This window comes from Streptomyces sp. AM 4-1-1, assembly GCF_029167625.1.
In the GTDB taxonomy this organism is placed as follows: domain Bacteria; phylum Actinomycetota; class Actinomycetes; order Streptomycetales; family Streptomycetaceae; genus Streptomyces.
Genome location: NZ_CP119145.1, coordinates 4,583,178 through 4,607,863, shown reverse-complemented (window position 1 = coordinate 4,607,863; position 24,686 = coordinate 4,583,178). Strand labels below are relative to the sequence as shown.

The 24,686-nt window shown below is 71.4% G+C and carries 21 protein-coding genes; 7 read left to right on the top strand and 14 right to left on the bottom strand.

Going from position 1 to position 24,686, the window contains the following annotated elements; translation table 11 throughout:
• Nucleotides 1–7 precede the first annotated feature (7 nt).
• From PZB75_RS19480 to PZB75_RS19435, 10 genes are all read right to left on the bottom strand, one after another.
• Nucleotides 8–1,537: an NADH-quinone oxidoreductase subunit N gene (locus tag PZB75_RS19480; protein ID WP_275538772.1), complete on the bottom strand. Its 1,530-nt coding sequence runs from the start codon at nucleotides 1,535–1,537 to the stop codon at nucleotides 8–10.
• Between the two features lie 98 nt (nucleotides 1,538–1,635).
• Nucleotides 1,636–3,195, bottom strand: coding sequence for an NADH-quinone oxidoreductase subunit M (locus PZB75_RS19475; RefSeq protein ID WP_275536590.1), 1,560 nt, complete (start codon nucleotides 3,193–3,195; stop codon nucleotides 1,636–1,638).
• A 27-nt stretch (nucleotides 3,196–3,222) separates the two neighbouring features.
• Nucleotides 3,223–5,223, bottom strand: a complete 2,001-nt coding sequence (locus tag PZB75_RS19470; protein ID WP_275536589.1) for an NADH-quinone oxidoreductase subunit L — start codon at nucleotides 5,221–5,223, stop codon at nucleotides 3,223–3,225.
• Nucleotides 5,220–5,669, bottom strand: coding sequence for an NADH-quinone oxidoreductase subunit NuoK (gene nuoK / locus PZB75_RS19465; RefSeq protein ID WP_275536588.1), 450 nt, complete (start codon nucleotides 5,667–5,669; stop codon nucleotides 5,220–5,222). Before nuoK ends, PZB75_RS19470 begins: the two co-directional genes overlap by 4 nt.
• Nucleotides 5,669–6,412: an NADH-quinone oxidoreductase subunit J gene (locus PZB75_RS19460; protein ID WP_275536587.1), complete on the bottom strand. Its 744-nt coding sequence runs from the start codon at nucleotides 6,410–6,412 to the stop codon at nucleotides 5,669–5,671. The genes nuoK and PZB75_RS19460 overlap by 1 nt, the downstream gene beginning before the upstream one ends.
• Nucleotides 6,409–7,152, bottom strand: coding sequence for a 4Fe-4S binding protein (locus tag PZB75_RS19455; protein ID WP_275536586.1), 744 nt, complete (start codon nucleotides 7,150–7,152; stop codon nucleotides 6,409–6,411). The genes PZB75_RS19460 and PZB75_RS19455 overlap by 4 nt, the downstream gene beginning before the upstream one ends.
• Entirely contained in the window at nucleotides 7,152–8,120 is a 969-nt protein-coding gene (locus PZB75_RS19450; protein ID WP_275536585.1) for a complex I subunit 1 family protein, read from the bottom strand. Before PZB75_RS19450 ends, PZB75_RS19455 begins: the two co-directional genes overlap by 1 nt.
• Nucleotides 8,117–9,583 carry an NADH-quinone oxidoreductase subunit C gene (locus PZB75_RS19445; protein ID WP_275536584.1) on the bottom strand — a complete coding sequence of 489 codons (1,467 nt, stop codon included), beginning with the start codon at nucleotides 9,581–9,583 and terminating at the stop codon, nucleotides 8,117–8,119. Before PZB75_RS19445 ends, PZB75_RS19450 begins: the two co-directional genes overlap by 4 nt.
• Nucleotides 9,580–10,323: an NADH-quinone oxidoreductase subunit B gene (locus PZB75_RS19440; RefSeq protein WP_275536583.1), complete on the bottom strand. Its 744-nt coding sequence runs from the start codon at nucleotides 10,321–10,323 to the stop codon at nucleotides 9,580–9,582. The genes PZB75_RS19445 and PZB75_RS19440 overlap by 4 nt, the downstream gene beginning before the upstream one ends.
• Nucleotides 10,314–10,658, bottom strand: coding sequence for an NADH-quinone oxidoreductase subunit A (locus PZB75_RS19435; RefSeq protein ID WP_275538771.1), 345 nt, complete (start codon nucleotides 10,656–10,658; stop codon nucleotides 10,314–10,316). The genes PZB75_RS19440 and PZB75_RS19435 overlap by 10 nt, the downstream gene beginning before the upstream one ends.
• Nucleotides 10,659–11,195: 537 nt before the next feature.
• Between PZB75_RS19435 and PZB75_RS19430 the strand changes: the two genes are divergently transcribed.
• From PZB75_RS19430 to PZB75_RS19400, 7 genes are all read left to right on the top strand, one after another.
• Nucleotides 11,196–12,383 carry a sensor histidine kinase gene (locus PZB75_RS19430; RefSeq protein WP_275536582.1) on the top strand — a complete coding sequence of 396 codons (1,188 nt, stop codon included), beginning with the start codon at nucleotides 11,196–11,198 and terminating at the stop codon, nucleotides 12,381–12,383.
• A 337-nt stretch (nucleotides 12,384–12,720) separates the two neighbouring features.
• The gene (locus PZB75_RS19425) at nucleotides 12,721–14,076 is read left to right on the top strand and encodes a sensor histidine kinase (RefSeq protein WP_275536581.1); all 1,356 of its coding nucleotides are present in this window, start codon (nucleotides 12,721–12,723) and stop codon (nucleotides 14,074–14,076) included.
• A 141-nt stretch (nucleotides 14,077–14,217) separates the two neighbouring features.
• Complete coding sequence (locus tag PZB75_RS19420) at nucleotides 14,218–14,877, top strand: response regulator transcription factor (RefSeq protein ID WP_343286281.1); 660 nt, start codon at nucleotides 14,218–14,220, stop codon at nucleotides 14,875–14,877.
• A 246-nt stretch (nucleotides 14,878–15,123) separates the two neighbouring features.
• Nucleotides 15,124–17,079 (top strand): 2-oxoacid:acceptor oxidoreductase subunit alpha, encoded by a 1,956-nt coding sequence (locus PZB75_RS19415; protein WP_275536579.1) that lies wholly within the window; start codon nucleotides 15,124–15,126, stop codon nucleotides 17,077–17,079.
• Nucleotides 17,072–18,130 (top strand): 2-oxoacid:ferredoxin oxidoreductase subunit beta, encoded by a 1,059-nt coding sequence (locus PZB75_RS19410; protein ID WP_275536578.1) that lies wholly within the window; start codon nucleotides 17,072–17,074, stop codon nucleotides 18,128–18,130. Before PZB75_RS19415 ends, PZB75_RS19410 begins: the two co-directional genes overlap by 8 nt.
• Before the next feature lie 290 nt (nucleotides 18,131–18,420).
• On the top strand, nucleotides 18,421–19,464 hold the full coding sequence (rarD, locus tag PZB75_RS19405; RefSeq protein WP_275536577.1) for an EamA family transporter RarD: 1,044 nt from the start codon (nucleotides 18,421–18,423) through the stop codon (nucleotides 19,462–19,464).
• Between the two features lie 78 nt (nucleotides 19,465–19,542).
• Nucleotides 19,543–21,117, top strand: coding sequence for an FAD-dependent monooxygenase (locus tag PZB75_RS19400; protein ID WP_275536576.1), 1,575 nt, complete (start codon nucleotides 19,543–19,545; stop codon nucleotides 21,115–21,117).
• Nucleotides 21,118–21,396: 279 nt separating this feature from the next.
• On the opposite strand, the gene PZB75_RS19395 is transcribed toward PZB75_RS19400, so the two are convergent.
• The 4 genes from PZB75_RS19395 to PZB75_RS19380 form a co-directional block, all read right to left on the bottom strand.
• Nucleotides 21,397–21,630 (bottom strand): hypothetical protein, encoded by a 234-nt coding sequence (locus PZB75_RS19395; RefSeq protein ID WP_275536575.1) that lies wholly within the window; start codon nucleotides 21,628–21,630, stop codon nucleotides 21,397–21,399.
• 215 nt (nucleotides 21,631–21,845) lie between these two features.
• Complete coding sequence (locus tag PZB75_RS19390) at nucleotides 21,846–22,433, bottom strand: TetR/AcrR family transcriptional regulator (RefSeq protein WP_275536574.1); 588 nt, start codon at nucleotides 22,431–22,433, stop codon at nucleotides 21,846–21,848.
• A 187-nt stretch (nucleotides 22,434–22,620) separates the two neighbouring features.
• Complete coding sequence (locus PZB75_RS19385) at nucleotides 22,621–23,505, bottom strand: ABC transporter permease (protein WP_275536573.1); 885 nt, start codon at nucleotides 23,503–23,505, stop codon at nucleotides 22,621–22,623.
• Nucleotides 23,492–24,562 carry an ABC transporter ATP-binding protein gene (locus tag PZB75_RS19380; protein ID WP_275536572.1) on the bottom strand — a complete coding sequence of 357 codons (1,071 nt, stop codon included), beginning with the start codon at nucleotides 24,560–24,562 and terminating at the stop codon, nucleotides 23,492–23,494. The genes PZB75_RS19385 and PZB75_RS19380 overlap by 14 nt, the downstream gene beginning before the upstream one ends.
• Nucleotides 24,563–24,686: the final 124 nt, after the last annotated feature.

The window sequence follows — 24,686 nt, the reverse complement described above, 5'->3', positions numbered from 1 at the left end:
GAAACGATCAGAAAAGGTCGATCGCCGCGAACCTCAGTACCAGCTGGGGAGCACCCGAGAGCACGACGCCGACGACGGCCGTGAGGGCGATCGCCGTGGTGAGCGCGGCCGGTGCGCGGAGCCGGTCCGGGGCGGCGGGGGCCGCGACCGGGGCCGGGACCGCCGGGGCTCCGTCGGGCTCGTCGGCCGGGGCGCGGAAGAGGGTCGCGGTCCACCGGAGGTAGTAGTAGAGACCGATCACCACGTTCGCGGCCATGACGACCGCGAGCCAGCCGAGGCCCGCGTCGACGGCCGAGGAGAACACCGTGACCTTGGCGAACAGGCCGATGATGCCGGGCGGCAGCCCGGCCAGGCAGAGCAGGAAGAACCCCATCACCAGGGCGGTCACCGGCCGGGTGGCGTACAGGCCCCGGTAGTCGCTGAGGCGGTTGCCCGGGGCGGTACGGGCGACGAGGGCGGCCACCGCGAACGCGCCGAGGTTCACCACGGCGTACATCAGGGCGTACGCGACGGTCGCGCCGATCTGGTCGTCGCTGGAGTACGCGGCGGCGGCGATCGGCACCAGCAGATAGCCGGCCTGCCCCACCGACGACCAGGCGAGCAGCCGTACCGCGCTGCGGGCGCGGTCGGCGGACTGCCTGAGTGCCGCGACGTTGCCGATGGTCATGGTGAGCGCGGCGAGCACGGCGAGGGCCGGTCCCCAGACATCGGCGTACGACGGGAACGCGATCACGGTGACCAGGATCAGTCCGGAGAAACCGACCGCCTTGCCGACCACCGACAGATAGGCGGCGACCGGCAGCGGTGCTCCCACGTAGGTGTCGGGGACCCAGAAGTGGAAGGGGGCGGCGGCCGTCTTGAAGGCGAATCCGACGAGGGTCAGGACGACGCCGGCCCCGGCGAGCGTCTCGAACCGGCCGGGCACGTCGTCCAGGCGGCCGGCGATCTCGGTGAGGTGGACGGTGCCGGTCGTCGCGTACACGAAGCTGACGCCGAGCAGCGTCACGGCGGTGGCGACGACGGAGGAGAGGAAGAACTTCAGCGCGGCCTCGGAGGAGCGCCGGTCGCCGCGCTTGATGCCGACGAGCGCGAACGCGGGCAGCGAGGCGACTTCGAGGGCGACGACGAGGGTGGCCAGGTCGCGTGCGGCGGGCAGCAGCGCGGCGCCGGCCGCGGAGGACAGCAGCAGGAACCAGAACTCGCCCGCGGGGAGCTTGCGGGTGTCGGCGAGCGAGAGCAGCGCGGTGAGCAGGGCGCCGCCGAGCACCAGGGCCTGGATGACGAGGGTGAAGTGGTCGGCGGTGTAGCTGCACGCGTGGCTGTCGGTGGTGAGGCAGAAGGTGGAGCGGTCGCCGGCCCGGATCGGGACGAGCAGGGCGAGGGCCGCGACCAGTCCGGCGATGGTGGCGTAGCCGAGGAGCGGTTTGCTCCGGCGCGGTACGAAGAGGTCGGCGACGAGCACGGCGAGGGCGACGGCCGCGACGACGACGGGCGGGGCGATGGCGAGCCAGTCGACGGACTGGACCAGGCTGGGCATGCTCCCGGCCGCCGCCCGGACGAGGTCGGGGGTGTTCTCGGCCGCCGCCCGGACGAGGCCCGGGGCGTTCTGGGCCGCTGTGGTCACGACGGCTGCGGTCACGACTTGCCTCCTGCGAGGAGCTTCTGCACGGCCGGGTCGGTGAGGCCGAGGAGGACCGCGGGCCAGAGTCCGGCGAGGACGGTGAGGGCGACGAGAGGGGTCCAGGCGGCGAATTCGTACGTCTGCACGTCGGCCGGTCGGTGTGGCTCCTCCCGTTTCCCGTCCTTCTCGCCCATGCAGATCCGGCGCACCACGATGAGCATGTACGCGGCGGTGAGCAGGGTGCCGAACGCGCCGATCGCCATGAAGGTGCGGAAGGCCGGGCGGCTGAGCCCTTCGGCGGGGTCGAAGGCGCCGAACAGGGTCAGCATCTCGCCCCAGAACCCGGCGAGTCCCGGCAGGCCGAGCGAGGCGACGGCGGCGAAGGCGAGGAGGGCTCCGAGGCGGGGGGCGCGGCCGTAGAGGGCGGCCCCGGTGGCGCCGGAGAGGGTGTCGAGGTCGGCGGTGCCGTACCGGTCCTTGATGGCCCCGACCAGGAAGAAGAGCAGCCCGGTGATGAGGCCGTGGGCGATGTTCGCGAAGAGCGCGCCGTTGACCCCGGTGGGGGTCATGGTCGCGATGCCGAGCAGGACGAAGCCCATGTGGCCGACGGAGGAGTACGCGATGAGCCGCTTCAGGTCGCCCTTGGAACCGCTGCGGGCGAGCGCCAGGCAGGCGAGCGACCCGTAGATGATGCCGACGACCGCGAAGGCCGCGAGGTAGGGCGCGAAGGTGTGCATCCCGTCGGGTGCGATCGGGAGCAGGATACGGACGAATCCGTACGTCCCCATCTTCAGCAGGACGCCCGCGAGGAGGACCGAGCCGACGGTGGGGGCGGCGGTGTGCGCGTCCGGGAGCCAGCTGTGCAGCGGCCACATGGGGGTCTTCACGGCGAGCCCGATCCCGACCGCCAGTACGGCGATGACCTGCACGGACGAGGTGAGTCCACGGCCGTTGTCAGTGGCGAGTGCCACCATGTCGAAGGTGCCGCTCTTCAGCCCGATGAGGAGCAGGCCCAGCAGCATGACGACCGAGCCGAGCAGTGTGTAGAGGACGAACTTCCAGGCGGCGGCCTGCCGCTGGGCACCGCCCCAGCGGGCGATGAGGAAGTACATCGGGATGAGGACCATCTCGAACGCCAGGAAGAACAGGAGCAGATCGAGGACGGCGAAGGTGGCGAGGGTGCCGGATTCGAGGACCAGGACGAGTGCGACGAAGGCCCGGGGGGACGGGCCCGCGGGCATTTTGAAGTAGCTGTGGAGCGCGCAGAGGAAGGTCAGCAGCGCGGTCAGTACGAGAAGGGGGAGCGAGATGCCGTCGATGCCGAGGTGGATGCGGACGTCGAGCGCCGGAATCCAGTTGATGTCGGTGTTGGCCTGCATCTTCGACGGGTTGTCGTGGTCGAAGCCGATGGCCAGGACGATCGCGGCGAGCAGGATCACCCCGGTCACGGTGACGCCGTGGCGGAGCGCGGCCTGGTCGGGGTTCTTGCCCTTGAGCCCGGGCGGGGCCGGGAGGAGCACGGCGACCGCGCCGATGAGCGGGCCGGCGACGACGAACGCGAGAAGGAACTGCATCACTGATTCGCTGATATCGATCACGGCTCACGACCCGGCGTTGACATGGGCAAAGACGACGGCGGCGATCGCCAGGACAAGGGAGCCGGTGAGCAGCGCGCTGAGGTAGCTCTGCACATTGCCGGTCTGGGCGCGGCGGACGGCGGTGCCGAGCCGGCGGGCGCCCGTGCCGGTGCCGCGTACATAGGTGTCGACGACCTCGCGGTCCAGGAAGCGGACGAGGCGGGCGGCGGCCTGGATGGGGCGGACGAACAGCACCTGGTAGACGCCGTCGAGGTGGAAGCCGGTGGCCGCGTGGCGGTGGAGCGGGCCCAGGAGGAGCCGGCCGGGGTCCGCGGGGTCGGGGGCGTCCGCGATGTGGCCGTAGACGGCGGCGTGCGTGGTCATGGCCTCGGCCTCGACGAGGGCGGGTTCCCGGTCGGGGCGGGCGACGACGGCGCCCATCGGGGTGCGGGCGGCGAGGGCGGTGGTGTGCCGCCAGGCGCCGTAGGTCACGAGTCCGCCGACGAGCGCGACACCGGTGGAGAGGACGCCGGTGGTGAGCGAGGGGGTGAGGCTGTGTCCGTCGAACCAGTCGCCGATCGGCCCGACGGCGAGGCCGAGGCCGATGGTCGGGACGGCCAGGACCCAGAGGACGGTGGTCATGGCGACGGGCTGCCTGCCGTGGTCGGGTGCCTCGGCGCCGCGGCCCCGGAAGGCGAGGAGCCACAGCCGGGTGGCGTACCCGGCGGTGAGGACGGCGGCGGCGAGTCCGGCGACGAGGATCGTCCAGCCGGCGGCGGCCGGGGCGATGTGCCGGTCTCCGAGGGCGGTGTGCTCGGCGGCGACGAGGACGGCTTCCTTGGAGAAGAAGCCGGCGAACGGCGGGATGGCGGCGAGCGCGAGCAGGGCGACGGTCATCGTCCAGTAGGCGTCGGGAATCCGCTTTCTGAGGTCGCCCATACGGGACATGGCGGCCAGTGAGTTGGTCCCGGCGGCGTGGATGACGACGCCCGCGGCGAGGAAGAGGACGGCCTTGAAGGCACCGTGCGAGATGAGGTGGAAGACGGCGGCGCCCCGGTCGCCGACGGCGAGGGCGCCGGACATGTAGCCGAGCTGCCCGATGGTCGAGTAGGCCAGGACGCGTTTGATGTCGTCCTGGGCGAGGGCGGCGAGCCCCGAACCGATCATCGTGACGGCGGCCATCACGGAGAGGACGACGAGGGCGGCGCCGGAGGCGGCGAAGACGGGCAGCAGCCTGGCCACGAAGTAGATGCCGGCGGCGACCATCGTCGCGGCGTGGATCAGGGCGGACACCGGGGTCGGGCCGGCCATCGCGTCGGGCAGCCAGGTGTGCAGGGGGAACTGCGCGGACTTGCCCGCGACACCCGCGAGGAGCAGCAGCGCGATCAGGGTGGGGTGGTCGAGTCCGCCGGTGGTGACGGCGTCGAGGACACCGGTGATCCGGAAGGTGCCGGTGTCCGCGGCGAGCGCGAACAGACCGATCAGGAAGGGGACGTCGCCGAGTTTGGTGACCAGGAACGCCTTCAGGGAGGCGGCGCGGGCCTCAGGCGTTTCCCAGTAGTGACCGACGAGGAAGTACGAGCAGATGCCCATGACCTCCCAGCCGACCAGCAGCACCATCAGGTCGCCGGAGTAGACGACGAGCAGCATGGCGGAGGTGAAGAGGGAGACGAGGGCCGCGTACGAGGGGTAGCGGGGGTCGTCGCGCAGATAGGCGATCGAGTAGATCTGCACGCAGGTCGCGACGAGTCCGACGAGAGCGGCGACGAGGACGGCGAAGCCGTCGAGGTGGAGGGCGAGGTCGATGGGGACCGAGCCGGTGGGGGTGAGCTGGGTCGCGGCGTCGACGGCCCGGCCGCCGCCCTGGCGCACGGCGACGGCCACGGCGAGGACGGCCGCGGCGAGGGTGGGCAGTACGGCGAGCGGGCGTACGAAACCGGGGGCGGTCCTGCCGAGGAGGAGACCGGCGGCCGCGCCGAGGAAGGGAAGGAGGGGGACGAGGACGGCGAGGGTCGTGGTGGTCACGCGGTGGCCTCTGCCTTCTTTGCCTTCCGTGCCGCTGAGGCGGGGTCTTCGGTGCCCGCGCCTTCGGCCTCGTCAGGGTCTGCGTCGTCGTCGGGATCTTCGTCGTCGGGGTCGTCCTCGGGAAGGTCCTCGGCGGCGTCGGTCTCAGCGGTGTCGCGGAGCCGGTCGATGTCCGAGCTGCCACGGTTGCGGTACACCGCGAGGACGATCGCCATGCCGATGCCGATCTCGGCCGCGGCGATGGCGATGGTGAAGAGGGTGAGGGCCTGGCCCGAGTGCAGGGCGTCGTGGAGCCAGACGTCGAAGGCGACCAGGTTGAGGTTGACGGCGTTGAGCATCAGCTCGACGGACATCAGGATCAGGATCGTGTTGCGCCGGGCGAGCACTCCGTACAGCCCGACGCAGAAGAGGAGGGCGGCGAGCACGGCGGGATAGGCGAGGTGCATCAGCGCTGGCCCTCTCGGTTCGTGCGGGCCCGGGTGCCGGTGTCCGGGGCCGTGCCGGCCTGGCTGTCCCGGGTGCCGGTGTCCGGGGCTCCGCCGTTCCGGTTCTGGCCGGACTGGGCTCTGCCGGCCTGGTTCCTGTCGGACCCGGCCTTGTCGGTCCGGGCCCTGTGGGTCCGTGTCTTGTCGGTCCGGGTCTTGTCTGTCCGGGTCTTGCGGGACAGGACGATCGCGCCCACCAGGGCGGCGAGCAGCAGGACCGACAGCGCCTCGAACGGCAGCACCCAGTGCCGGAACAGGAACTCCCCGGACACCTTCGTCGAGCCCTGGACCGGTCCGTCCAGGTCGATCCAGGTGGTGCGGAACGCGTCCACGACGACCCAGACGAGGGTGCCCGCGGCGGCCACGGCGACCCCGAGGGCGACCCACCGGTTCTCCGAATCGGCGTTTGGCGAGCGGCCGATGGGGGCCCTGGTGAGCATGAGGCCGAAGAGCAGGAGGACGACGACGGAACCGACGTAGATGAGCACCTGCACCCAGGCGATGAACTCCGCCGTGAGCAGCAGGTACTCGACGGCGAGGCCGCCGAGCGCCACGATCAGCCAGAGAGCGGCGTGCACCAGCTGTTTGGTCGTGACGGTGATGAGGGCCGCGCCGAGGGTGGCGATGCCGAACAGGACGAAGGCGATCTCGACACCGGTCGGCGAGAGGAAGCCGGGGTGGCTCACGGCAGTCGCGAGGGTCACTCCTTTCCCTCCTTCGGACTGTCGGGACCGGAGTGGTCGGTGCTGGGGCTGTCGGTGCTGGGCCTGTCGGTGTCGGCGCTGTCGGGGCGGACCGTTCCGGTGGTCCCGGGCCCGGCCTGTTGGGCCCGATCCGCCTGTTCCGTCTGCTCCGTCCGCTCTGTCCTCTCGGCCTGTCGGGCCTGCTCCGCTTCCTCGGCCTGTCGGGTCTCTTGCGCGCGCTGGGACGCCAGCTTCTCCGCCGTCTTGCGGGCGGCGGCGACCTCCTTCGGCTCCTCGGCACCCGGGTCGAGCGCGGGCGGTTCCGGCACGGTCCACATCCACTCGCGGAGCTTGTCCCGCTCGTGGGTGAGCTCGTGGATGTCCGTCTCCGCGTACTCGAACTCCGGGGACCAGAACAACGCGTCGAAGGGGCACACCTCGATGCAGATACCGCAGTACATGCAGAGGGAGAAGTCGATGGCGAAGCGGTCGAGGACGTTACGGCTGCGCTCACGGCCGCCGGGGGCGGCGGCGGGCACGGTCTCCTTGTGGGAGTCGATGTAGATGCACCAGTCGGGGCATTCACGGGCGCAGAGCATGCAGACCGTGCAGTTCTCCTCGAACAGCGCGATGACGCCACGGGTACGGGGCGGGAGTTCGGGCTGCACGTCCGGGTACTGCGCGGTGACGGTGCGCTTCGTCATCGTCCGCAGGGTGACGGCGAGGCCCTTGGCCAGGCCGGAGCCGGGGATCGGGGGCATTACTGGATCGCCACCTTCACGATGCCGGTGAGCGCGATCTGCGCGAGAGCGAGCGGGATGAGCGTGGTCCAGGCGAGCTTCTGCAACTGGTCCTCACGCAGCCGGGGATACGTCACGCGGAGCCAGATGACGACGAACGCGAGGATCGCGGTCTTGAGGAGGGTCCACACCCAGCCCAGCCCGTCCTCGCCGAACGGACCGTGCCAGCCGCCGAGGAAGAGGACGGTGGTCAGACCGCACAGGACGACGATGCCCGCGTACTCGGCGAGCAGGAACAGGGCGAACCGCAGACCGGTGTACTCGGTGTACGCGCCGAAGATGATCTCGGAGTCGGCCACGGGCATGTCGAAGGGCGGGCGTTGCAACTCGGCGAGACCGGCGACGAAGAACACGAGGGCGCCGATGAGCTGCCACGGCAGCCACCACCACTCGAAGGAGTCGAGGATGCCGGGCAGCGAGACGGTGCCGGCGGCCATCGCCACCGAGGCGGCGGCGAGAAGCATCGGCAGCTCGTACGCGAGCAGTTGGGCAGCGGTACGCAGACCGCCGAGCAGCGAGAACTTATTGGCCGACGCCCAGCCCGCCATCAACGAGCCGAGCACCCCGATGCCCATCACGGCGAGCACGAAGAAGACGCCCGCGTCGATGACCTGCCCGACCGCGCCCTCCTGCGGACCGATCGGGATGACGAGGACGACCAGGAGGTACGGGAGGAGGGCCACGGCGGGCGCGAGCTGGAAGACCTTGCGGTCCGCGTCGGCCGGGACGATGTCCTCCTTCTGCGCGAACTTCACCCCGTCCGCGACGAGCTGGGCCCAGCCGTGGAAGCCGCCCGCGTACATGGGGCCGAGCCGGCCCTGCATGTGCGCCATCACCTTGTGCTCGGCCTGCCCGACGACGAGCGGGAGAACGAGGAACGCGGCGAAGACGATGATGAGCCGGATGGCGACGTCGAGTACGTCGTTCACGCGGGATCGCCTCCGTCAGGACGGTCTACGGACGCCTCGGGTCCGGGGGACGCGGTGGGACCGGACTCCTCGGAGGGCTTGGTGCGGTCGGGCTCGGTGCGGTCGGGCTCGGCGGAGCCGGAGCCGGAGCCGGAGGAATCGGGCTCGGGCTCGGCGGAGCCGGACCCGGTGGAGCCGGGCTCGGACCCGGTGGAGCCTGGCTCGGGCTCGGTGGACTTCGGCCGGGTGGGCCCGGACTCGGTGGACTCGGGCTCTGCGCTGGTGGGCTCGGGCTCGGAGGGCCCCGGCGCGGGAGCACCCGACGTCGCGGTCTCCGGGATCGCCGTCTCCGGTGCGGGAGCACCACCCGACGTCGCCGTCCCCGGTACCGCCGTCCCCGGTGCGGGAGTGTCCTCGAAGGCCGGGCGTGCGTGGTGCCAGGGGGCGTCCGCGCTCCGTGCCTCGGGCGCGGCGTCCTTCCCTGGCGCCGAAGTATCCGCCGCCGGTGTCGTCCCGTCCGCCGCCCGTGCGTCCTTCGGGGCCGCGTCGGACGATGCGCCCTCCGGTGCGGTGCCCGACCGGGGCGTCTCGTCGGCCGGACGGGGCGTCTCGCCGGCCGGACGGGAATCCGGGCGTTGGCTCGCCGAACCCTGGGACGCGCTGCGGGCGCGGCGCGGGGCGGAAGCAGGGGCAGGGGCAGGGGCAGTAGCAGGAGGGGGGTTCGGCACGGAAGCCGGGGTCGTACCTTCCGGAGCGGCCGTGCCGCCGGTTCCCGGCGTGGTGCCCGGGGACTCCGCCGTCGGCCGGCTCGCGTATCCCTCGCTCACGCTGCGGGTCCTGCGCGCCGGGCGGTCGCCCGCCGCGCGCGCGGCGCGGGCCGGACGGGCCGGGGCGGGCGGGAGCTGACCCTTGAGCGGGCCCCATTCGTTCGGGTCGGGGACCCCGGGCGGCAGCATCTGCCGGCGCTTGGGGCCGCCGTGCTCGGACTCGCCCGGCTCCTTGGCTCCCGGCCATGCCTTGGCGACCCGGGCCGCCAGGACGAAGTCCTTGCGCAGCGGGTGGCCCTCGAAGCCCTCGGGCAGCAGCAGCGGCACCAGATGCGGGTGGTCCGTGAAGTCCACGCCGAACATCTCGTGGGTCTCGCGCTCGTGCCAGGCGGCGCCCGCGTACACACCGATCGCGCTGGGCAGGGTCGGCGCCTCGTGCGGGACGGTCGTGCGGACCAGCAGCCGCCGGACCCCGCCTCCGTGCAGGGCCGCGAGATGGGCGCAGACCCTGAAGCCGGTGCCGGGTTCGTCGACGGCGCTCAGCCAGTCGAAGTAACCGCAGTCCAGGGTGGTGCGGGCGGTTTCGAGTGCGGTGATCCAGGCCGACGCGGGCACGTCGACGGTGAGCAGGTCGAAGGCGTGCTCGGCGGTGGCCTCCTCGCCGAAGATCTCGGTGACGGCGTCGGGCAGCCGGTCGTACGTCTCCGCGGCGGTCACTTCCGCTCCTCCCCCGGGGTCTGCGGGGTCTGCGGATTCTCCGGGGTCCGCGAAGTCTCCGCGTTCTCCGGGTTCTCCGGGTTCTCCGGGTTCTCCGGGTTCTCCGGGGCGGCGACCAGGCCGCTGCGGAGCGCGGCGGTGGACGGCCGACCGCCGCCGCCCGTCGCGTACCGCTCGCCCAGCGACTCGCGGGCGATCTTCTCCTGGAGCTTGAGGATGCCCTGGAGCAGGGCCTCCGGGCGGGGCGGGCAGCCCGGTACGTACACATCGACCGGGATGATCTGGTCGACGCCCTTCGTCACGGAGTAGGAGTCCCAGTACGGGCCGCCGCAGTTGGAGCAGGCGCCGAAGGAGATGACGTACTTCGGCTCGGGCATCTGCTCGTACAGCCGCTTCACGGCCGGGGCCATCTTGTCCGTCACCGTGCCGGAGACGATCATCAGGTCCGCCTGCCGGGGGCCCGGCGCGAACGGGATCACGCCGAGCCGGATGAAGTCGTGCCGGGCCATGGACGCGGCGATGAACTCGATGGCACAGCAGGCGAGCCCGAAGTTGAAGACCCAGAGGCTGTAGCGGCGGCCCCAGTTGAGGACCACCTTCATGGGCTCGGGCGCGAGGCGTGACAGCACGCCGAGGCGTTTGGGTTCGGGCAGCGGGACCGGTTCGGGCCGGGTACCGCCCGGGGCCTCGGTCCGCCGGCCGGGCCGTGGCTCGGGGGTCGGTCGACTCGTCACGCCCATTCGAGGACGCCCTTCTTCCATGCGTAGAGCAGTCCTACGGCCAGGAAACCGAGGAAGATGAACATTTCGACCAGTGTCGTCCCGCCGAATCCGGGCGCCGCGAACACGGTCGCCCAGGGGAACAGGAAGATCGAGTCGACGGCGAAGACCACGTACAGGAAGGCGTAGACGTAGTAGCGGACCTGGGTGTGTGCCCAGCCCTCGCCGACGGGGTCCACGCCGCACTCGTACGTCAGAAGCTTCTCCGGTGTGGGCACCACGGGCCGCAGCAGTCGCCCGGCCCCGAAGGCGACGGCGACGAACAGCACGCCGACGACGGCGAGCAGCCCCACCACGGAGTAGCTGTGGAAGTAGTCGGAGGACCCGGAAGCGCCCGCCGCGAGTCCCGGGGACCGGAACGCGCCCGTCGCGAACTCCGGGGCATGGGGTGCGCCTGTCGCGAGGTCCGTGATCCGGAACGCGCCCCCGAGATCGGTCGGCCCCGGCAGGTCCGTCACAGCTGCCATGTCCGCCCCTCGCTCCCTCGAACCCGCTTCGTTCCGGTCACCAGGGTCGATCCGGTGGCCACGGTCGACATGGTCAACATGTTCGACGATCTGTACGCACGGGAGTCTAGGCCCTGTTAAAGAGACGGTAACGACCTCCCCCGTGATGGGGAGTGGGTCAGCGAGCGGTGTCCTGCGGCTTTGATTGCAAGGCCCGGCTTTGATTGCGGGGCGGGAGGAGGGATTCGGCGCGGAGCGTCGTTGACCGACCGCGACGCCGCGGGCCGGGTCGCGGGACGTCGGGCTCTCAGGTGGGGTTATCCCCACTCCGCCCCCACCCACGGCCCCCATGGCGCGCCCCCGTCCCGCCGGGGCAGGCTTGGACCCATGACCATGAGCCCCCAGGTGCCGGACAACGACCGGCCGCCGCCCGCGCGTTTCGCCCTCGACCGGTGGACCTGGAAGGAGATCTCGCATCTCCTGATCGATCTCCCGATGGCGGTCGTCGGTTTTGTTTACACAGTGTTCATGATCGGCGTCGGCGTGGGACTCGCGGTCACGGTGATCGGTCTGCCACTGCTCGCCCTGGGGCTCCAGGGCGCCCGGTGGATCGGCGGGCTGGAGCGGCGGCGGGCGCGGCGTCTGCTGGGGGTGCGGGTCGACGAGCCGAGTCCGATGGCGCTGGGGCGGAAGGAGCCGGGGTTCCTGCCCTGGCTGTGGTCGAGCCTGAAGGACCCGGTGGGGTGGCGATCGGTGCTGTACTCGTTCGTCAGACTGCCCTGGGGCGTGTTGACGTTCGTCGTGACGATGGTGAACCTCTTCGTGCTGTGGCCGGTGCTGCCGTTCACCGCGCGGCTGCTGAGCAACGCCGACCGGGGCATGGTCCGGGGGCTGCTCTCGCCGTCGGACGAGCTGGAGCGGCGGATCGCCGAGCTGGAGTCGGACCGGGGGGTGGTCGTGGACACCGCCGCCGCCGACCTCCGCCGCATCGAACGCGATCTGCACGACGGCGCACAGGCCCGCCTCGTCGCCCTCGCCATGGGGCTCGGGCTGGCGAAGGAGAAGCTGACCGAGGACCCCGAGGCCGCCGCCCGCATGGTCGACGAGGCCCACGGCGAGATCAAGGTCGCCCTCCAGGAACTCCGCGATCTCGCCCGGGGCATCCACCCCGCCGTCCTCACCGACCGCGGACTCGACGCCGCGCTCTCCGCCATCGCCTCCCGCTGCACCGTCCCGGTGACGGTGGCGGTGGACCTGCCGGGGCGGCCCGCCGAGGCGATCGAGGGCATCGCGTACTTCACCGTCTCGGAACTGCTCCAGAACGTCAGCAAACACAGCCGGGCACGGGCGGCGGCCGTCGATGTGTGGCGCTCGGCCGACCGTCTGCTGATCCAGGTGACCGACGACGGAAAGGGCGGCGCGAGCCTGGACGGCGGTACGGGGATGTCGGGCCTCGCGGAGCGGCTGGGCGCCGTCGACGGGGTGTTCGTCGTCGACTCACCGGCCGGGGGGCCGACGACGGTCACCGCGGAGCTGCCCTGGCGCGACCGGCACGCCACCGCACCGGCACGGTGAGGCGCGGGGAGAGGCGACGCGGCGAGAGGTGAGACGGCGCGTCACGACCCTCACGGCGCGCCATGACGCCTCACTACGCGCCACGACGTGACAGCCGCGGAACGAACCCCTCGGGCACCACGGCCGCCCCCGGAGCAGGGCCCGGGGTGGTCCCGACGTGGTCCCGGAGCGGGCCGAACATGGTCCCGGCATGGTCCCGGGGTGGGGAAAACCCCCGGTCGAAGAGGGAGACCGTCCTCATGGTGCGGGTCTCCAGGAAACAGCACTCTTGATGTATCAGTTGCCATCCCGGTCGGGACGGCGGCTTCGGCCCGCTGAGATGAAACGGACGGAACCCATGGTCACGGCATACGGACCGGACACGCGGGATCACCAGGGATCGGGCCTCGGCTCCCGGGAAAACCCCCCGGCGAGGCACTTCCTCCCGCCGGCGCTGCGTGCGCCCTTCGAGGGCAGGACCTGGCGCGCGTTCCTCCATCTGCTGCTGAGCCTGCCGATCAGCATCGCGTCGTTCGGCTTCGCGGTCTCGATGACCTCGCTCGGCATCGGCATGGCGATCACCTTCCTGGGGGTTCCGATCCTCGCGGTGGGTCTGGCCATGTGCCGGGGGCTGGGGGCGCTGGAGCGGGCGCGGGCGCGGGCGCTGCTCGGTCTGGAGGTCGCGGACCCGGCGCCGGTACGGGGGAAGACCGGCGGACTGATGTCATGGGTCGGCGCGATGCTGAAGAGCGGGGTGTCCTGGCGGCACCTGCTCTACGCGCTGCTGCACCTGCCGTGGACGGTCTTCGCGTTCTGCGTCTCGGTGACTCTGTGGGCGTCGGGCTGGGCCGCCTTCACCTATCCGCTGTGGCGGTGGACCTTCCCCGCGTACGCCGGCACGGGCGGCATCCAGCTGTACGGCGACAGGACCCACCAGGTCTTCCTCGACTCGCCCCTGGAAGTGGCGGCGACCAGTGTGACCGGGCTGGTGCTCGTCTTCTTCGGGGCGGGGACGATCCGTGGTCTCGCGGCCGTGGAGGGGCTGATGGTGTACGGGCTGCTGGGCCCGTCCCGGCTGGCGGAGCGCGTCTCCGAGCTGGAGTCGGACCGGGGGGTGGTCGTGGACACCGCCGCCGCCGACCTCCGCCGCATCGAACGCGATCTGCACGACGGCGCACAGGCCCGCCTCGTCGCCCTCGCGATGGATCTGGGGCTGGCGAAGGAGAAGCTGACCGAGGACCCCGAGGCCGCCGCCCGCATGGTCGACGAGGCCCACGGCGAGGTCAAGGTCGCCCTCCAGGAACTCCGTGACCTGGCCCGGGGCATCCACCCCGCCGTCCTGACCGACCGCGGACTCGACGCCGCGCTCTCCGCCGTGGCCTCCCGCTGCACCGTCCCGGTGACCGTCGAGGTGGACCTGCCCGCCCGCCCCGCGCAGGCGATCGAGGGCATCGCGTACTTCACCGTCTCGGAACTGCTCCAGAACGTCAGCAAGCACGCGCACGCCACCCGGGCGACGGTCGACGTCTGGCGGGCCGCGGACCGGCTCATGCTCCAGATCACCGACAACGGCCGGGGTGGCGCGGACGTCTCGGCGGGCAGCGGGCTCGCCGGTCTGACGGAACGGCTCGACGCGGTCGACGGCATCCTCGTCGTCGACTCCCCGGTCGGCGGCCCGACCAGGATCACGGCCGAGCTGCCGTGGCGCGGCTGAGGGCGCACCCTCACATCCTGGGCATCTCTCCGCCTCCCCGGCCCCCTCCCCGCCCTGTGCCCGCCCCCTTGCTGGGATGCTTGTGGGGATCAGGGCGGGACATACATCAACAGTGGGGGGAACAGCGTCGTGGAGGACAGGGTGCGCGTCGTCATCGCCGAGGATTCGGTACTGCTCAGGGAGGGGCTCACCCGGCTGCTGACCGATCTCGGGCACGATGTCGTCGCGGGGGTCGGGGACGCCGAGGCGCTGCTCAGGACCATCGCCGACCTGGCGGCCGAGCGGCAGCTGCCCGATGTGGTGGTGGCCGATGTGCGGATGCCGCCCACGCACACCGACGAGGGGGTGCGGGCCGCCGTGCGACTGCGGCGGGACCACCCCGGGATCGGGGTGCTGGTCCTCTCCCAGTACGTCGAGGAGCAGTACGCGACCGAGCTGCTGGCCGGGAGCACCCGGGGCGTGGGGTATCTGCTGAAGGACCGGGTCGCCGAGGTCCGGGAGTTCGTGGACGCGGTGGTGCGGGTCGCACAGGGCGGCACCGCGCTGGACCCGGAGGTCGTGGCGCAGTTGCTGGGGCGCAGCCGTAAACAGGACGTGCTCGCCAATCTCACCCCCCGGGAGCGGGAGGTCCTGGGTCTGATGGCCGAGGGGCGGACGAACTCCGCGGTGGCCCGGCAGCTGGTGGTCAGCGACGGTGCGGTGGAGAAGCACGTCAGCAACATCTTCCTGAAGCTGGGGCTCTCGCCCAGTGACGGGGATCACCGGCGTGTTCTCGCTGTTCTCACCTATCTGAACTCCTGAACGGCCGACTCTCTGTCAGCATCCAGTGGGACGCGGGACCCAGGACCGGAGAATGAGCGGACGGAGCAGTCGAGAAGAGAACGGCAGGTGGACAAACCACGGCAAACCTGGGTGATCGTTCGTCTCAAAAACACGTCCACCATATGATCGGTCCGGGGAAGGTGACCCTTACCGACGTAGGGTGGGCCGGGGACCGCCGGTGGGCCGGCCGGCCCCGAGCCGCCGCCCCGAGGGAGGTCCAGTTCAGTGACCAGCCAGGTCAGTAGCCCGGCCGAACAGGCCGATGACGCCAGCGAGACTGTGGTCGGAGAGCAGCGTGCGCCCCGTCCGGCGCACACGGGCACGGGCGAGAAGGAGGTCCGTCGTCTGGACCGGGTCATCATCCGCTTCGCGGGTGACTCGGGTGACGGCATGCAGCTCACGGGCGACCGTTTCACGTCGGAGACGGCGTCGTTCGGGAACGACCTGTCGACGCTGCCGAACTTCCCCGCCGAGATCCGCGCCCCCGCCGGCACCCTGCCGGGTGTCTCCAGCTTCCAGCTGCACTTCGCCGACCACGACATCCTCACCCCGGGCGACGCCCCGAACGTCCTGGTGGCGATGAACCCGGCCGCGCTGAAGGCGAACATCGGTGATGTGCCGCGCGGTGCGGACATCATCGTGAACACCGACGAGTTCACCAAGCGTCCGATGGCGAAGGTCGGTTACGCGACCAGTCCGCTGGAGGACGGGTCGCTGGAGGCGTACAACGTCCATCCGGTGCCGCTGACGACCCTCACGATCGAGGCGCTGAAGGAGTTCGGGCTCCCCCGCAAGGAGGCCGAGCGCAGCAAGAACATGTTCGCGCTCGGGCTGCTGTCGTGGATGTACCACCGCCCGACGGAGGGCACCGAGGCGTTCCTGCGGACGAAGTTCGCCAAGAAGCCGCAGATCGCGGAGGCGAACGTCGCCGCTTTCCGGGCGGGCTGGAACTTCGGCGAGACCACCGAGGACTTCGCGGTCTCGTACGAGGTCGCCCCGGCGACGCAGGCGTTCCCCACGGGCACGTACCGCAACATCTCCGGGAACCTGGCGCTGTCCTACGGTCTGATCGCGGCGGGCCGGCTGGCCGATCTGCCGCTCTACCTGGGCTCGTACCCGATCACCCCGGCCTCCGACATCCTGCACGAGCTGTCGCGGCACAAGAACTTCGGTGTGCGGACGTTCCAGGCCGAGGACGAGATCGCCGGGATCGGGGCCGCGCTCGGCGCCGCGTTCGGCGGGTCGCTCGCGGTGACGACGACGTCCGGTCCCGGTGTGGCGCTGAAGTCGGAGACCATCGGTCTCGCGGTGTCGCTGGAGCTGCCGCTGCTGATCGTGGACATCCAGCGCGGCGGCCCCTCGACCGGTCTGCCGACCAAGACCGAGCAGGCGGATCTGCTCCAGGCGATGTACGGGCGCAACGGCGAGGCCCCGGTGCCGATCGTGGCGCCGAGGACCCCGGCGGACTGTTTCGACGCCGCGGTCGACGCGGCCCGGATCGCGCTGACCTACCGCACCCCGGTCTTCCTCCTGTCGGACGGGTACCTCGCCAACGGCTCCGAGCCGTGGCGCATCCCGGAGACCGACTCCCTGCCCGATCTGCGCGTCCGGTTCGCGAGCGGCCCCAACCACGAGCTGGCCGACGGCACCGAGGTCTTCTGGCCCTACAAGCGCGACCCGCGGACCCTCGCCCGCCCCTGGGCCGTGCCCGGCACCCCCGGTCTCGAACACCGCATCGGCGGCATCGAGAAGCAGGACGGCACCGGCAACATCTCGTACGACCCCGCCAACCACGACTTCATGGTCCGCACCCGCCAGGCCAAGATCGACGGCATCGAGGTCCCGGACCTGGAGGTCGACGACACGGGCGGCGCGAACACCCTGGTGCTGGGCTGGGGCTCGACGTACGGGCCGATCACCGCGGCGGTACGGCGGCTGCGGGCGGCCGGGCAGCCGATCGCCCAGGCCCATCTGCGCCACCTCAACCCGTTCCCCGCCAACCTCGGCGCGGTGCTGAAGCGCTACGACAAGGTCGTCGTGCCCGAGATGAACCTCGGCCAGCTCGCCACCCTGATCCGGGCGAGGTACCTGGTCGACGCCCGGAGTTACAACCAGGTCAACGGCATGCCGTTCAAGGCCGAGCAACTGGCCACGGCCCTTCAGGAGGTCATCGATGCCTGACACGAACGAGCTTCTGCAGCTGGTGCCCAAGGCCGAGGGCAAGCAGTCGATGAAGGACTTCAAGTCCGACCAGGAGGTCCGCTGGTGCCCCGGCTGCGGTGACTACGCCGTCCTCGCCGCCGTGCAGGGCTTCATGCCCGAACTGGGGCTCGCGAAGGAGAACATCGTCTTCGTCTCGGGCATCGGCTGCTCCTCCCGGTTCCCGTACTACATGAACACGTACGGGATGCACTCCATCCACGGCCGCGCCCCGGCCATCGCGACCGGGCTCGCCTCCTCCAGGCGGGACCTGTCCGTCTGGGTGGTCACCGGGGACGGCGACGCGCTGTCCATCGGCGGCAACCACCTCATCCACGCGCTGCGCCGCAATGTGAACCTGAAGATCCTGCTCTTCAACAACCGGATCTACGGGCTCACCAAGGGCCAGTACTCCCCGACCTCCGAGGTCGGCAAGATCACCAAGTCGACCCCGATGGGCTCGCTCGACGCCCCCTTCAACCCGGTGTCGCTGGCCATCGGCGCGGAGGCGTCCTTCGTCGCCCGCACGGTCGACTCCGACCGCAAGCACCTCACCGGCGTGCTCCGGCAGGCGGCCGACCACCCCGGCACGGCCCTCGTCGAGATCTACCAGAACTGCAACATCTTCAACGACGGCGCCTTCGAGGTGCTGAAGGACAAGGAGCAGGCGGAGGAGGCGGTGATCCGGCTGGAGCACGGGCAGCCGATCCGCTTCGGCGCCGAGGGCTCCAAGGGCGTCGTACGGAACCCGGCGACCGGGGACCTGGAGGTCGTGGCCGTCACCCCGGAGAACGAGTCCCGGATCGTGGTGCACGACGCGCACGCCACCTCGCCCACCACCGCGTTCGCGCTGTCCCGGCTCGCCGACCCGGACACCCTGCACCACACCCCCATCGGGGTGCTCCGCGATGTCGTCCGGCCGGTCTACGACACGCTGATGTCCGACCAGCTCGACGCCGCCGTCGACCGTGGCGGCAAGGGCGACCTCGCCACGCTCCTCGCGGGCAACGACACCTGGACGGTCGTCGGCTGACGGTCCCCCGACCCGCCCCGACCCGGGCGCCGCACCGCGCACGGCAGCGGGGCGGCGCCCGGTCCGCGCTCGGGGTGCTCGCCTCCGACCGCGTCAGCTCGTCGGCGTACGGCTCGGAGGAGCTGCCTGGGTCCTCGTCCCCGTCGTCGGCCACGCGGCGCTGGAACTCACCACCCCACGTCATGACCGTCCACCGGATACGGCTATGACTGGACGCCCTCCCGGCGTTACCTTTCGTGCAGTCGGCCGCGCGAACCGAGCGGTCGGCGCACGCATGCCGGGAGGGGCCCGTGACAGGGATCAAGGAACAGCGGGCCGGACTGCTGTCCGGTGTCGGGGCGTACGGACTGTGGGGCGTCGTCCCGCTCTTCTGGCCGCTGCTGAAACCGTCGGGCGCGATCGAGATCCTGGCCCACCGGATGGCGTGGTCACTCGCGGTCGTCGGGGTCGCGCTGCTGGCGCTGCGCCGCTGGGCGTGGGTCGGTGAGCTGATACGCAGGCCCCGGAAACTGGGGCTGATCACGGTCGCCGCGCTCACCATCTCGGTCAACTGGGGTCTGTACATCTGGTCGGTCAACAACGGCCATGTGGTCGAGGCGTCGCTCGGCTACTTCATCAATCCGCTGGTCACCATCGCCATGGGTGTTCTGCTGCTCGGCGAGCGGCTGCGCCCCACGCAGTGGGTGGCGGTCGGCGTCGGGGTCGCGGCGGTGCTGGTGCTGGCGATCGGGTACGGGCAGCCGCCCTGGATCTCGCTGACGCTGGCGTTCTCCTTCGCGACGTACGGGCTGGTGAAGAAGAAGGTCGACATGGGCGGCCTGGAGTCACTGACCGCCGAGAGCGCGGTGCTGTTCCTGCCCGCGCTCGGTTATCTGGTGTGGATCGGCGTGCGCGGCGACTCGACGTTCGTGTCCGCGGGCGCGGGGCACGCCGCGCTCCTCGCGGCGACGGGGGTCGTCACCGCCGTACCGCTGGTCCTGTTCGGCGCGGCGGCGATCAGGGTGCCGCTGTCGACTCTGGGGCTGCTCCAGTATCTGGCGCCGGTCTTCCAGTTCCTGCTGGGCATCGTGTACTTCCACGAGGCGATGCCGCTGGAGCGGTGGGCCGGGTTCTCCTTGGTGTGGCTGGCGCTCACGCTGCTGACGTGGGACGCGTTCCGAACGGCGCGGCGGACGAGGGCGGCGGCGGTGGCGGCGCGGCGGGCTCTGGATGTCCCGGCAGCCTCGAACGCGCCGGTCGGTCCGCAGCCGCGGCCTTCTCCCCCGCCTTCTCCTTCCGCCCGGCCGGGTGCGGGTGCCGGTGCGGCGGTCGGTCCGACGACGGACGACACCTAACGATCGTTACTCAGTTGTCTTTTTAACTCGGTTACGTTTCTCTGGTCGACGACGGAACACATCGACCGAGGAGCACACATGACCAGTGTCCTGATCGTGGGCGCGGGACCGACCGGACTGATCCTGGCGCTCGACCTCGCCCGCCGGGACGTCGGCGTACGGATCATCGACAGGTCCGCCGGCTTCCCGCGCGCCTCCCGCGCCAAGGGACCCAACCCGCGCTCGATGGAGGTCCTGGCGGACCTGGGCGTCATCGACGAGGTGCTGGCGGCGGGTTCGGCGCCGCTGCCGATGCGCAAGTACCGGAACCGGACACCGGTCACCGACACCGACCCGTACGAGGGCTCGGCGCCGACCCCGGACGCCCCGTACGACCGGTCGTGGCTCATCGCGCAGTGGCGGCTGGAGGAGATCCTGCGCGACCGTCTCGCGCGGTACGGCGTACGGGTCGAACTGGACGCCGAACTGGTGGCCATCGCGGACCACGGGAACTCGGTGACGGCCGAGCTGGCCGACGGCACGACCATCGGGGCGGGCCACCTCGTCGGCTGCGACGGCGCTCGCAGCTCCGTACGCAAACTGCTCGGCCTCTCCTTCGAGGGGAAGACGTCCGAGGACCAGCTGATGGTCTGCGGGGACGTCGAGCTGACCGGCCCGGACCGGGACCACTGGCACCAGTGGTTCGACGAGGACGGCGCCGTGCTGCTGTGCCCGATCCCCGGCACCGGGTCGGGCTGGTGGTTCCAGTCCGTACCGGAGTACGCGGCGGACGGCGCCCCGCTGCCTGCCTCCCTGGACGGCTTCCGGCGCCTGCTGACCCGGTACACCGGCCTCCCCGGCACGTGCCTGACCGACGCCACGCTGCTCTCGACCGACCGGGGCAACGAACGCATGGTGGACCGCTACCGGGTGGGCCGCGTCCTCCTCGCGGGCGACGCCGCGCACGTGCACTCGATCGCGGGCGGACTGGGCATGAACACCGGAATCCAGGACGCGTTCAACCTGGGCTGGAAACTGGCCCGCGTGGCGACCGGCCGGTCCGGGGCCGCCCTGCTCGACACGTACGAGGAGGAGCGGCTGCCCGTCGCCGCGTGGACGCTGGACCTCGCATCGGACCGACTGCGCGCCACGCTGGACGCGATCAAGGAGCCGGGCGGCGGGCTGGACGCGGCGGTCTCCCGGGAGACGAGCGGGCTGGACCGGGGCTACCGCTGGAGCTCCCTGTCCCCCGGCGGCCCCGGTACGCCGGCCGGAACCAGCGCACTCCGCCCCGGCGACCGCGCCCCCGACGCGCCCTGCCGCGACGCCGCCACGGGCGAACCGACCCGCCTCTTCGAGGCGTTCGCCGGTCCGCACTTCACGCTGCTCGGATTCGGGGCGGAGTCGGCGCGGGCGCTGCGGCACGCGGAGACGGAACACGGCGAGGCGGTGCGGACCTACCTGATCCCCTCCCCGCCCCACCCCGCCGACCGGGTCCCGCCCCACCCGCGCACACTGCTGGACGAGGCGGGCCACGCCCACGCCGCCTACGGTGCGACCGGCGGCCACGTCCCCGCACTGGTCCTGGTCCGCCCGGACAACCATGTGGCCCTGCTCGCCACGGCCACGGACAGCGAGGCGGTACGGACCTACTTCGACGCCCTGGCGCGCTGACTCCCGATCCCGATCCCGGCTCCGGGCTCCGGGCTCCGGGCTCCGGGTCAGCCTTGCGTCATGCCACACCTACGGCAACGCTGCTTACCACTCCACCGCATCCACTCGTGGTCGCACTCGCTGAGCATGTGCCACATGTCGTCTTCCCCTCTACGCTGCGGGTACCTGGCCCGTACAGCGATAGACCGTCCCCCGGTCGGACCGGTTCCGAATCCACCCCAGTTCCAACCGAACCGCCGACAACGGCCGCACCGTGCTGACGGATTCCCGTCCGGTGGGTCACTCCTGGGCGAAGAGCTCCTCGGTGGTGGTGGCGGTGATGGCGCGTTCGAGCCAGTGGTGGAGGGTGTCGGGATCGGTGCAGGTGCGGATGCGGTGGACCGCTTCGTCGGTGAGGGGGAGGCCGCGGCGGTCCAGAATCAGGAGGACGGCTTCGGCCTGGCCTTCCACCCTGCCTTCGGAGCGTAGGCGTTGGGAGGTTTCGGAGCGGAAGAACGAGAGGTCGACAGCCATGAGGTCCCTCCAGACCTGAGCGGCCGGGGTGTTTCCCAGGCCGAGTTCGGTGAGCTCACTGAAGATCGTCGCGGTCTCCTCGTCGACACTCTTCAGCGCGGTGGCCAGTGCGTGAAGTATCGCAGGAGCATTCGGCTTCCTACCATGCGTAATCGCCGAGAACGCCGCCAGCGGAACATCCGTCGACGCGAGACCCGGCGTCCGGGGCGGGGCACTCAGGCGGTGGCGTCCAGGGCGCGCAGCACGTGGTCCACCAGCTTCGCGATCTCCGGCTCGTCCTGTATCGGTTTGCTCAGGACATGGCGGTAGTAGAGCGGGCCGTAGAGCATCTCCACCGCGAGGGGGAGGTCCGCGCCCGGGGGGACCTGGCCCTGTTCCTGGGCGGTGAGCAGGCGGGCGATGGCCGCGTCGACCCGGGGGTCGACCAGCTGTTCGCGCAGCGCTTCGGCGAGTGTCCGGTCGTGCGCGGCCTCGGAGAGGATTCCGGCGTACGCGGGACCGAAGGGCGGCAGCGAGATCAGATTCACCGCGCTCGCCAGATGGGTACGCAGATCGGCCGCGATGTCCCCGGTGTCGACGAACGGGGTGGCCCCGACCAGCGCCTCGGTGAACGCCTCCAGGATCACCGCCCCTTTTGACGGCCACCAGCGGTAGATCGTCTTCTTGCTCACGCCCGCCCTGGCCGCGATGGCCTCGACGGTGAGGCGTCCGTACCCCTTCTCCGCGCACAGTTCGAGGGCGGCGTCGAGGGTCGCCCGCCGTGACCGTTCGCTGCGGCGCAGGGAACTCGGCGATGTGATCATTCGGCGAGCATAGGGCGCCCCGAATCGATCCTTGTTGACAGCGCGTCGCCAATAGTCGAACAATGCTCCTGTGGAGACGGAACGTTGCGTGTCGCTTCGTTCTCGTCCGTACCGTTCGTGCCGTTCGTGCCGCGACGAGCCGATCGGGGGACGGCTCGCCCGGCCGGCGGCGCGAGGGCCGTCCGGATCAGGCCGTGATGTCCTTCGTGGTGAAGCGCGCCCAGGCCGCCGAACCGAACACCGCCGCGTATACCGCTTGCAGGCCGAGGTTCTTCGTCAGCTCGTCCCAGTAGACCGGCTCCCGCAGCAGGTCCGAGAAGGACAGCCAGTAGTGCGGGAAGAGATACGGGTGGACCCCGCCCAGCTGCGGGATCGTGTCCAGGATCTGCACCGTGATCAGCACCCCGACCGTCGCCGCCATCGCCGCGATTCCGCTGTTGGTGAGCGTCGACACGAACAGCCCGAGCGCCGCGAAGCCGCTGAGTGACGCGGCCACCACCACCGCGATCAGCCCCGCCCGCAGCAGCCCGTCCCCGAAACCGATCCGGGTCCCGGAGATCGTCGTGACGTCACCGACCGGGAAGAGCAGCGCGCCCACGACGAGGGCCGACACCGCCACCACCAGGGTCGCGACCAGGCAGAAGGCCAGCGTGGCGGCGTACTTGGTCAGCAGCAGTCTGGTCCGGCCCGCCGGGGCGACCAGCAGATAGCGCAGGGTGCCCGCGCCCGCCTCGCCCGCGATCGTGTCGCCCGCGACGACGCCGACCGCCATCGGCAGGAAGACCGGGAGCGTCGCGGCGAGTGCGGCGAAGACCAGGAAGAGGCCGTTGTTGGTGATCTGGCCGAAGAAGGCCGGGCCGGCGCCACCCGCCCCGGCCGACCCGCCGCCACCGGTCTCGATCCGCACGGCGACGCCGATCAGTACGGGTACGGCCGCGAGCACTCCGAGCAGGGCGAGGGTGCGCCCGCGCCGGAGCGTCGTGCCGAGTTCGGAACGGAGGATGCCGAACGTCCACAGCGGATTGCGCGGCCCGTGCGGGAGGTCCTTGTGTACGAGGTCAGCCCGCGACATCGAATCCCTCTCCGGTGAGCGCGACGAAGGCGTCCTCCAGGGAGGCCCGCTCGACGCCGAAGGAGCGTACGCGGACCCCGTCGCGGACCAGCGCGGCGTTCAGGTCGGCCAGTTCGACGTCGCCTCGCGGGGCCTCACCGGTCACCCGGTCGCCGTCGGCCACGACGTCCGTGACGCCGAGTTCCTTGAGGAGGCGCACGGCGTCCGCCGGATCGGGTGTGGTGACGGCGAGCCGGCTCCGGCCGCCCGCCGCGAGGGCGTCGACCGGTCCCTGGGTGATCAGCCTGCCTCGCGCCATCACCGCCACGTGGGTGCAGAGCTGCTCGATCTCGTCGAGGAGGTGGGAGGAGAGGAAGACGGTGGTGCCGTCCGCCGCGAGTTCCCGGACGAGGGCGCGGATCTCACGCATGCCCTGCGGGTCGAGCCCGTTGGTCGGTTCGTCGAGGACGAGGAGGCGCCGGGGCCGGAGCAGCGCGGCGGCGAGGCCGAGGCGCTGTTTCATGCCGAGCGAGTACGCCCTGGCCCTCTTCCCGGCCGCGGCGCCGAGCCCGACCCGGTCCAGTGCGGTCGCGACGCGCGCGCGTCGGGTGCGGGGGTCGGCGGTGGGATCGGCGGAGTCGTACCGTACGAGGTTGTCGTGGCCGGTGAGGTGCCCGTACAGCGCGGGTCCCTCGATCAGCGCGCCGACCTGCGGCAGTACGGTACGGGCCGCGCCGGGCATGGGCAGGCCCAGCACGTGCGCGGTGCCGGAGGTCGGCTCGATCAGGCCCATCAGCATCCGGATGGTGGTGGTCTTCCCGGAGCCGTTGGGGCCCAGGAACCCGAAGACGCTGCCCGCCGGGACGTCGAGATCGAGACCGTCGACGGCGAGCCGGTCGGCGTCGTAGCGCTTGGTGAGGCCACGGGTACGGATCACGGCCGCCACGGGTGCGGCGGGTCCCCCAGGACCGGACGTTCCGGACGGCTCCCCGGGGCTGGATGTTCGGGAGAGTTCCCCGGGCCCGGACGTTCCGGCGGGTTCGGCGGGTTCGGCGGGTTCGGCGGGTTCGGCGGTCATGCGGTCCCCCATGGATCGGATCGGTCGACGCCCCGCCCCGCCGCGCGGTGCGCACGGCGGGGCGGGGCGGTCACGCGGAACGGGAACGGCGGAGGGGCGGAACGGTCCTGGGCCCGCCCGCGCC

Excerpts from the sequence above, each read along its gene's own strand:
- PZB75_RS19380 (WP_275536572.1), bottom strand. The coding sequence starts at position 24,562 with ATGACCGCCGAACCCGCCGAACCCGCCGAACCCGCCGAACCCGCCGGA.
- PZB75_RS19400 (WP_275536576.1), top strand. The coding sequence starts at position 19,543 with ATGACCAGTGTCCTGATCGTGGGCGCGGGACCGACCGGACTGATCCTG.
- PZB75_RS19475 (WP_275536590.1), bottom strand. The coding sequence starts at position 3,195 with ATGCAGTTCCTTCTCGCGTTCGTCGTCGCCGGCCCGCTCATCGGCGCG.
- PZB75_RS19480 (WP_275538772.1), bottom strand. The coding sequence starts at position 1,537 with ATGCCCAGCCTGGTCCAGTCCGTCGACTGGCTCGCCATCGCCCCGCCC.
- nuoK (WP_275536588.1), bottom strand. The coding sequence starts at position 5,669 with ATGCACCTCGCCTATCCCGCCGTGCTCGCCGCCCTCCTCTTCTGCGTC.
- PZB75_RS19410 (WP_275536578.1), top strand. The coding sequence starts at position 17,072 with ATGCCTGACACGAACGAGCTTCTGCAGCTGGTGCCCAAGGCCGAGGGC.
- PZB75_RS19455 (WP_275536586.1), bottom strand. The coding sequence starts at position 7,152 with ATGCCCCCGATCCCCGGCTCCGGCCTGGCCAAGGGCCTCGCCGTCACC.
- PZB75_RS19385 (WP_275536573.1), bottom strand. The coding sequence starts at position 23,505 with ATGTCGCGGGCTGACCTCGTACACAAGGACCTCCCGCACGGGCCGCGC.
- PZB75_RS19430 (WP_275536582.1), top strand. The coding sequence starts at position 11,196 with ATGACCATGAGCCCCCAGGTGCCGGACAACGACCGGCCGCCGCCCGCG.
- PZB75_RS19425 (WP_275536581.1), top strand. The coding sequence starts at position 12,721 with ATGGTCACGGCATACGGACCGGACACGCGGGATCACCAGGGATCGGGC.
- PZB75_RS19395 (WP_275536575.1), bottom strand. The coding sequence starts at position 21,630 with ATGGCTGTCGACCTCTCGTTCTTCCGCTCCGAAACCTCCCAACGCCTA.
- PZB75_RS19390 (WP_275536574.1), bottom strand. The coding sequence starts at position 22,433 with ATGATCACATCGCCGAGTTCCCTGCGCCGCAGCGAACGGTCACGGCGG.
- PZB75_RS19440 (WP_275536583.1), bottom strand. The coding sequence starts at position 10,323 with ATGGGCGTGACGAGTCGACCGACCCCCGAGCCACGGCCCGGCCGGCGG.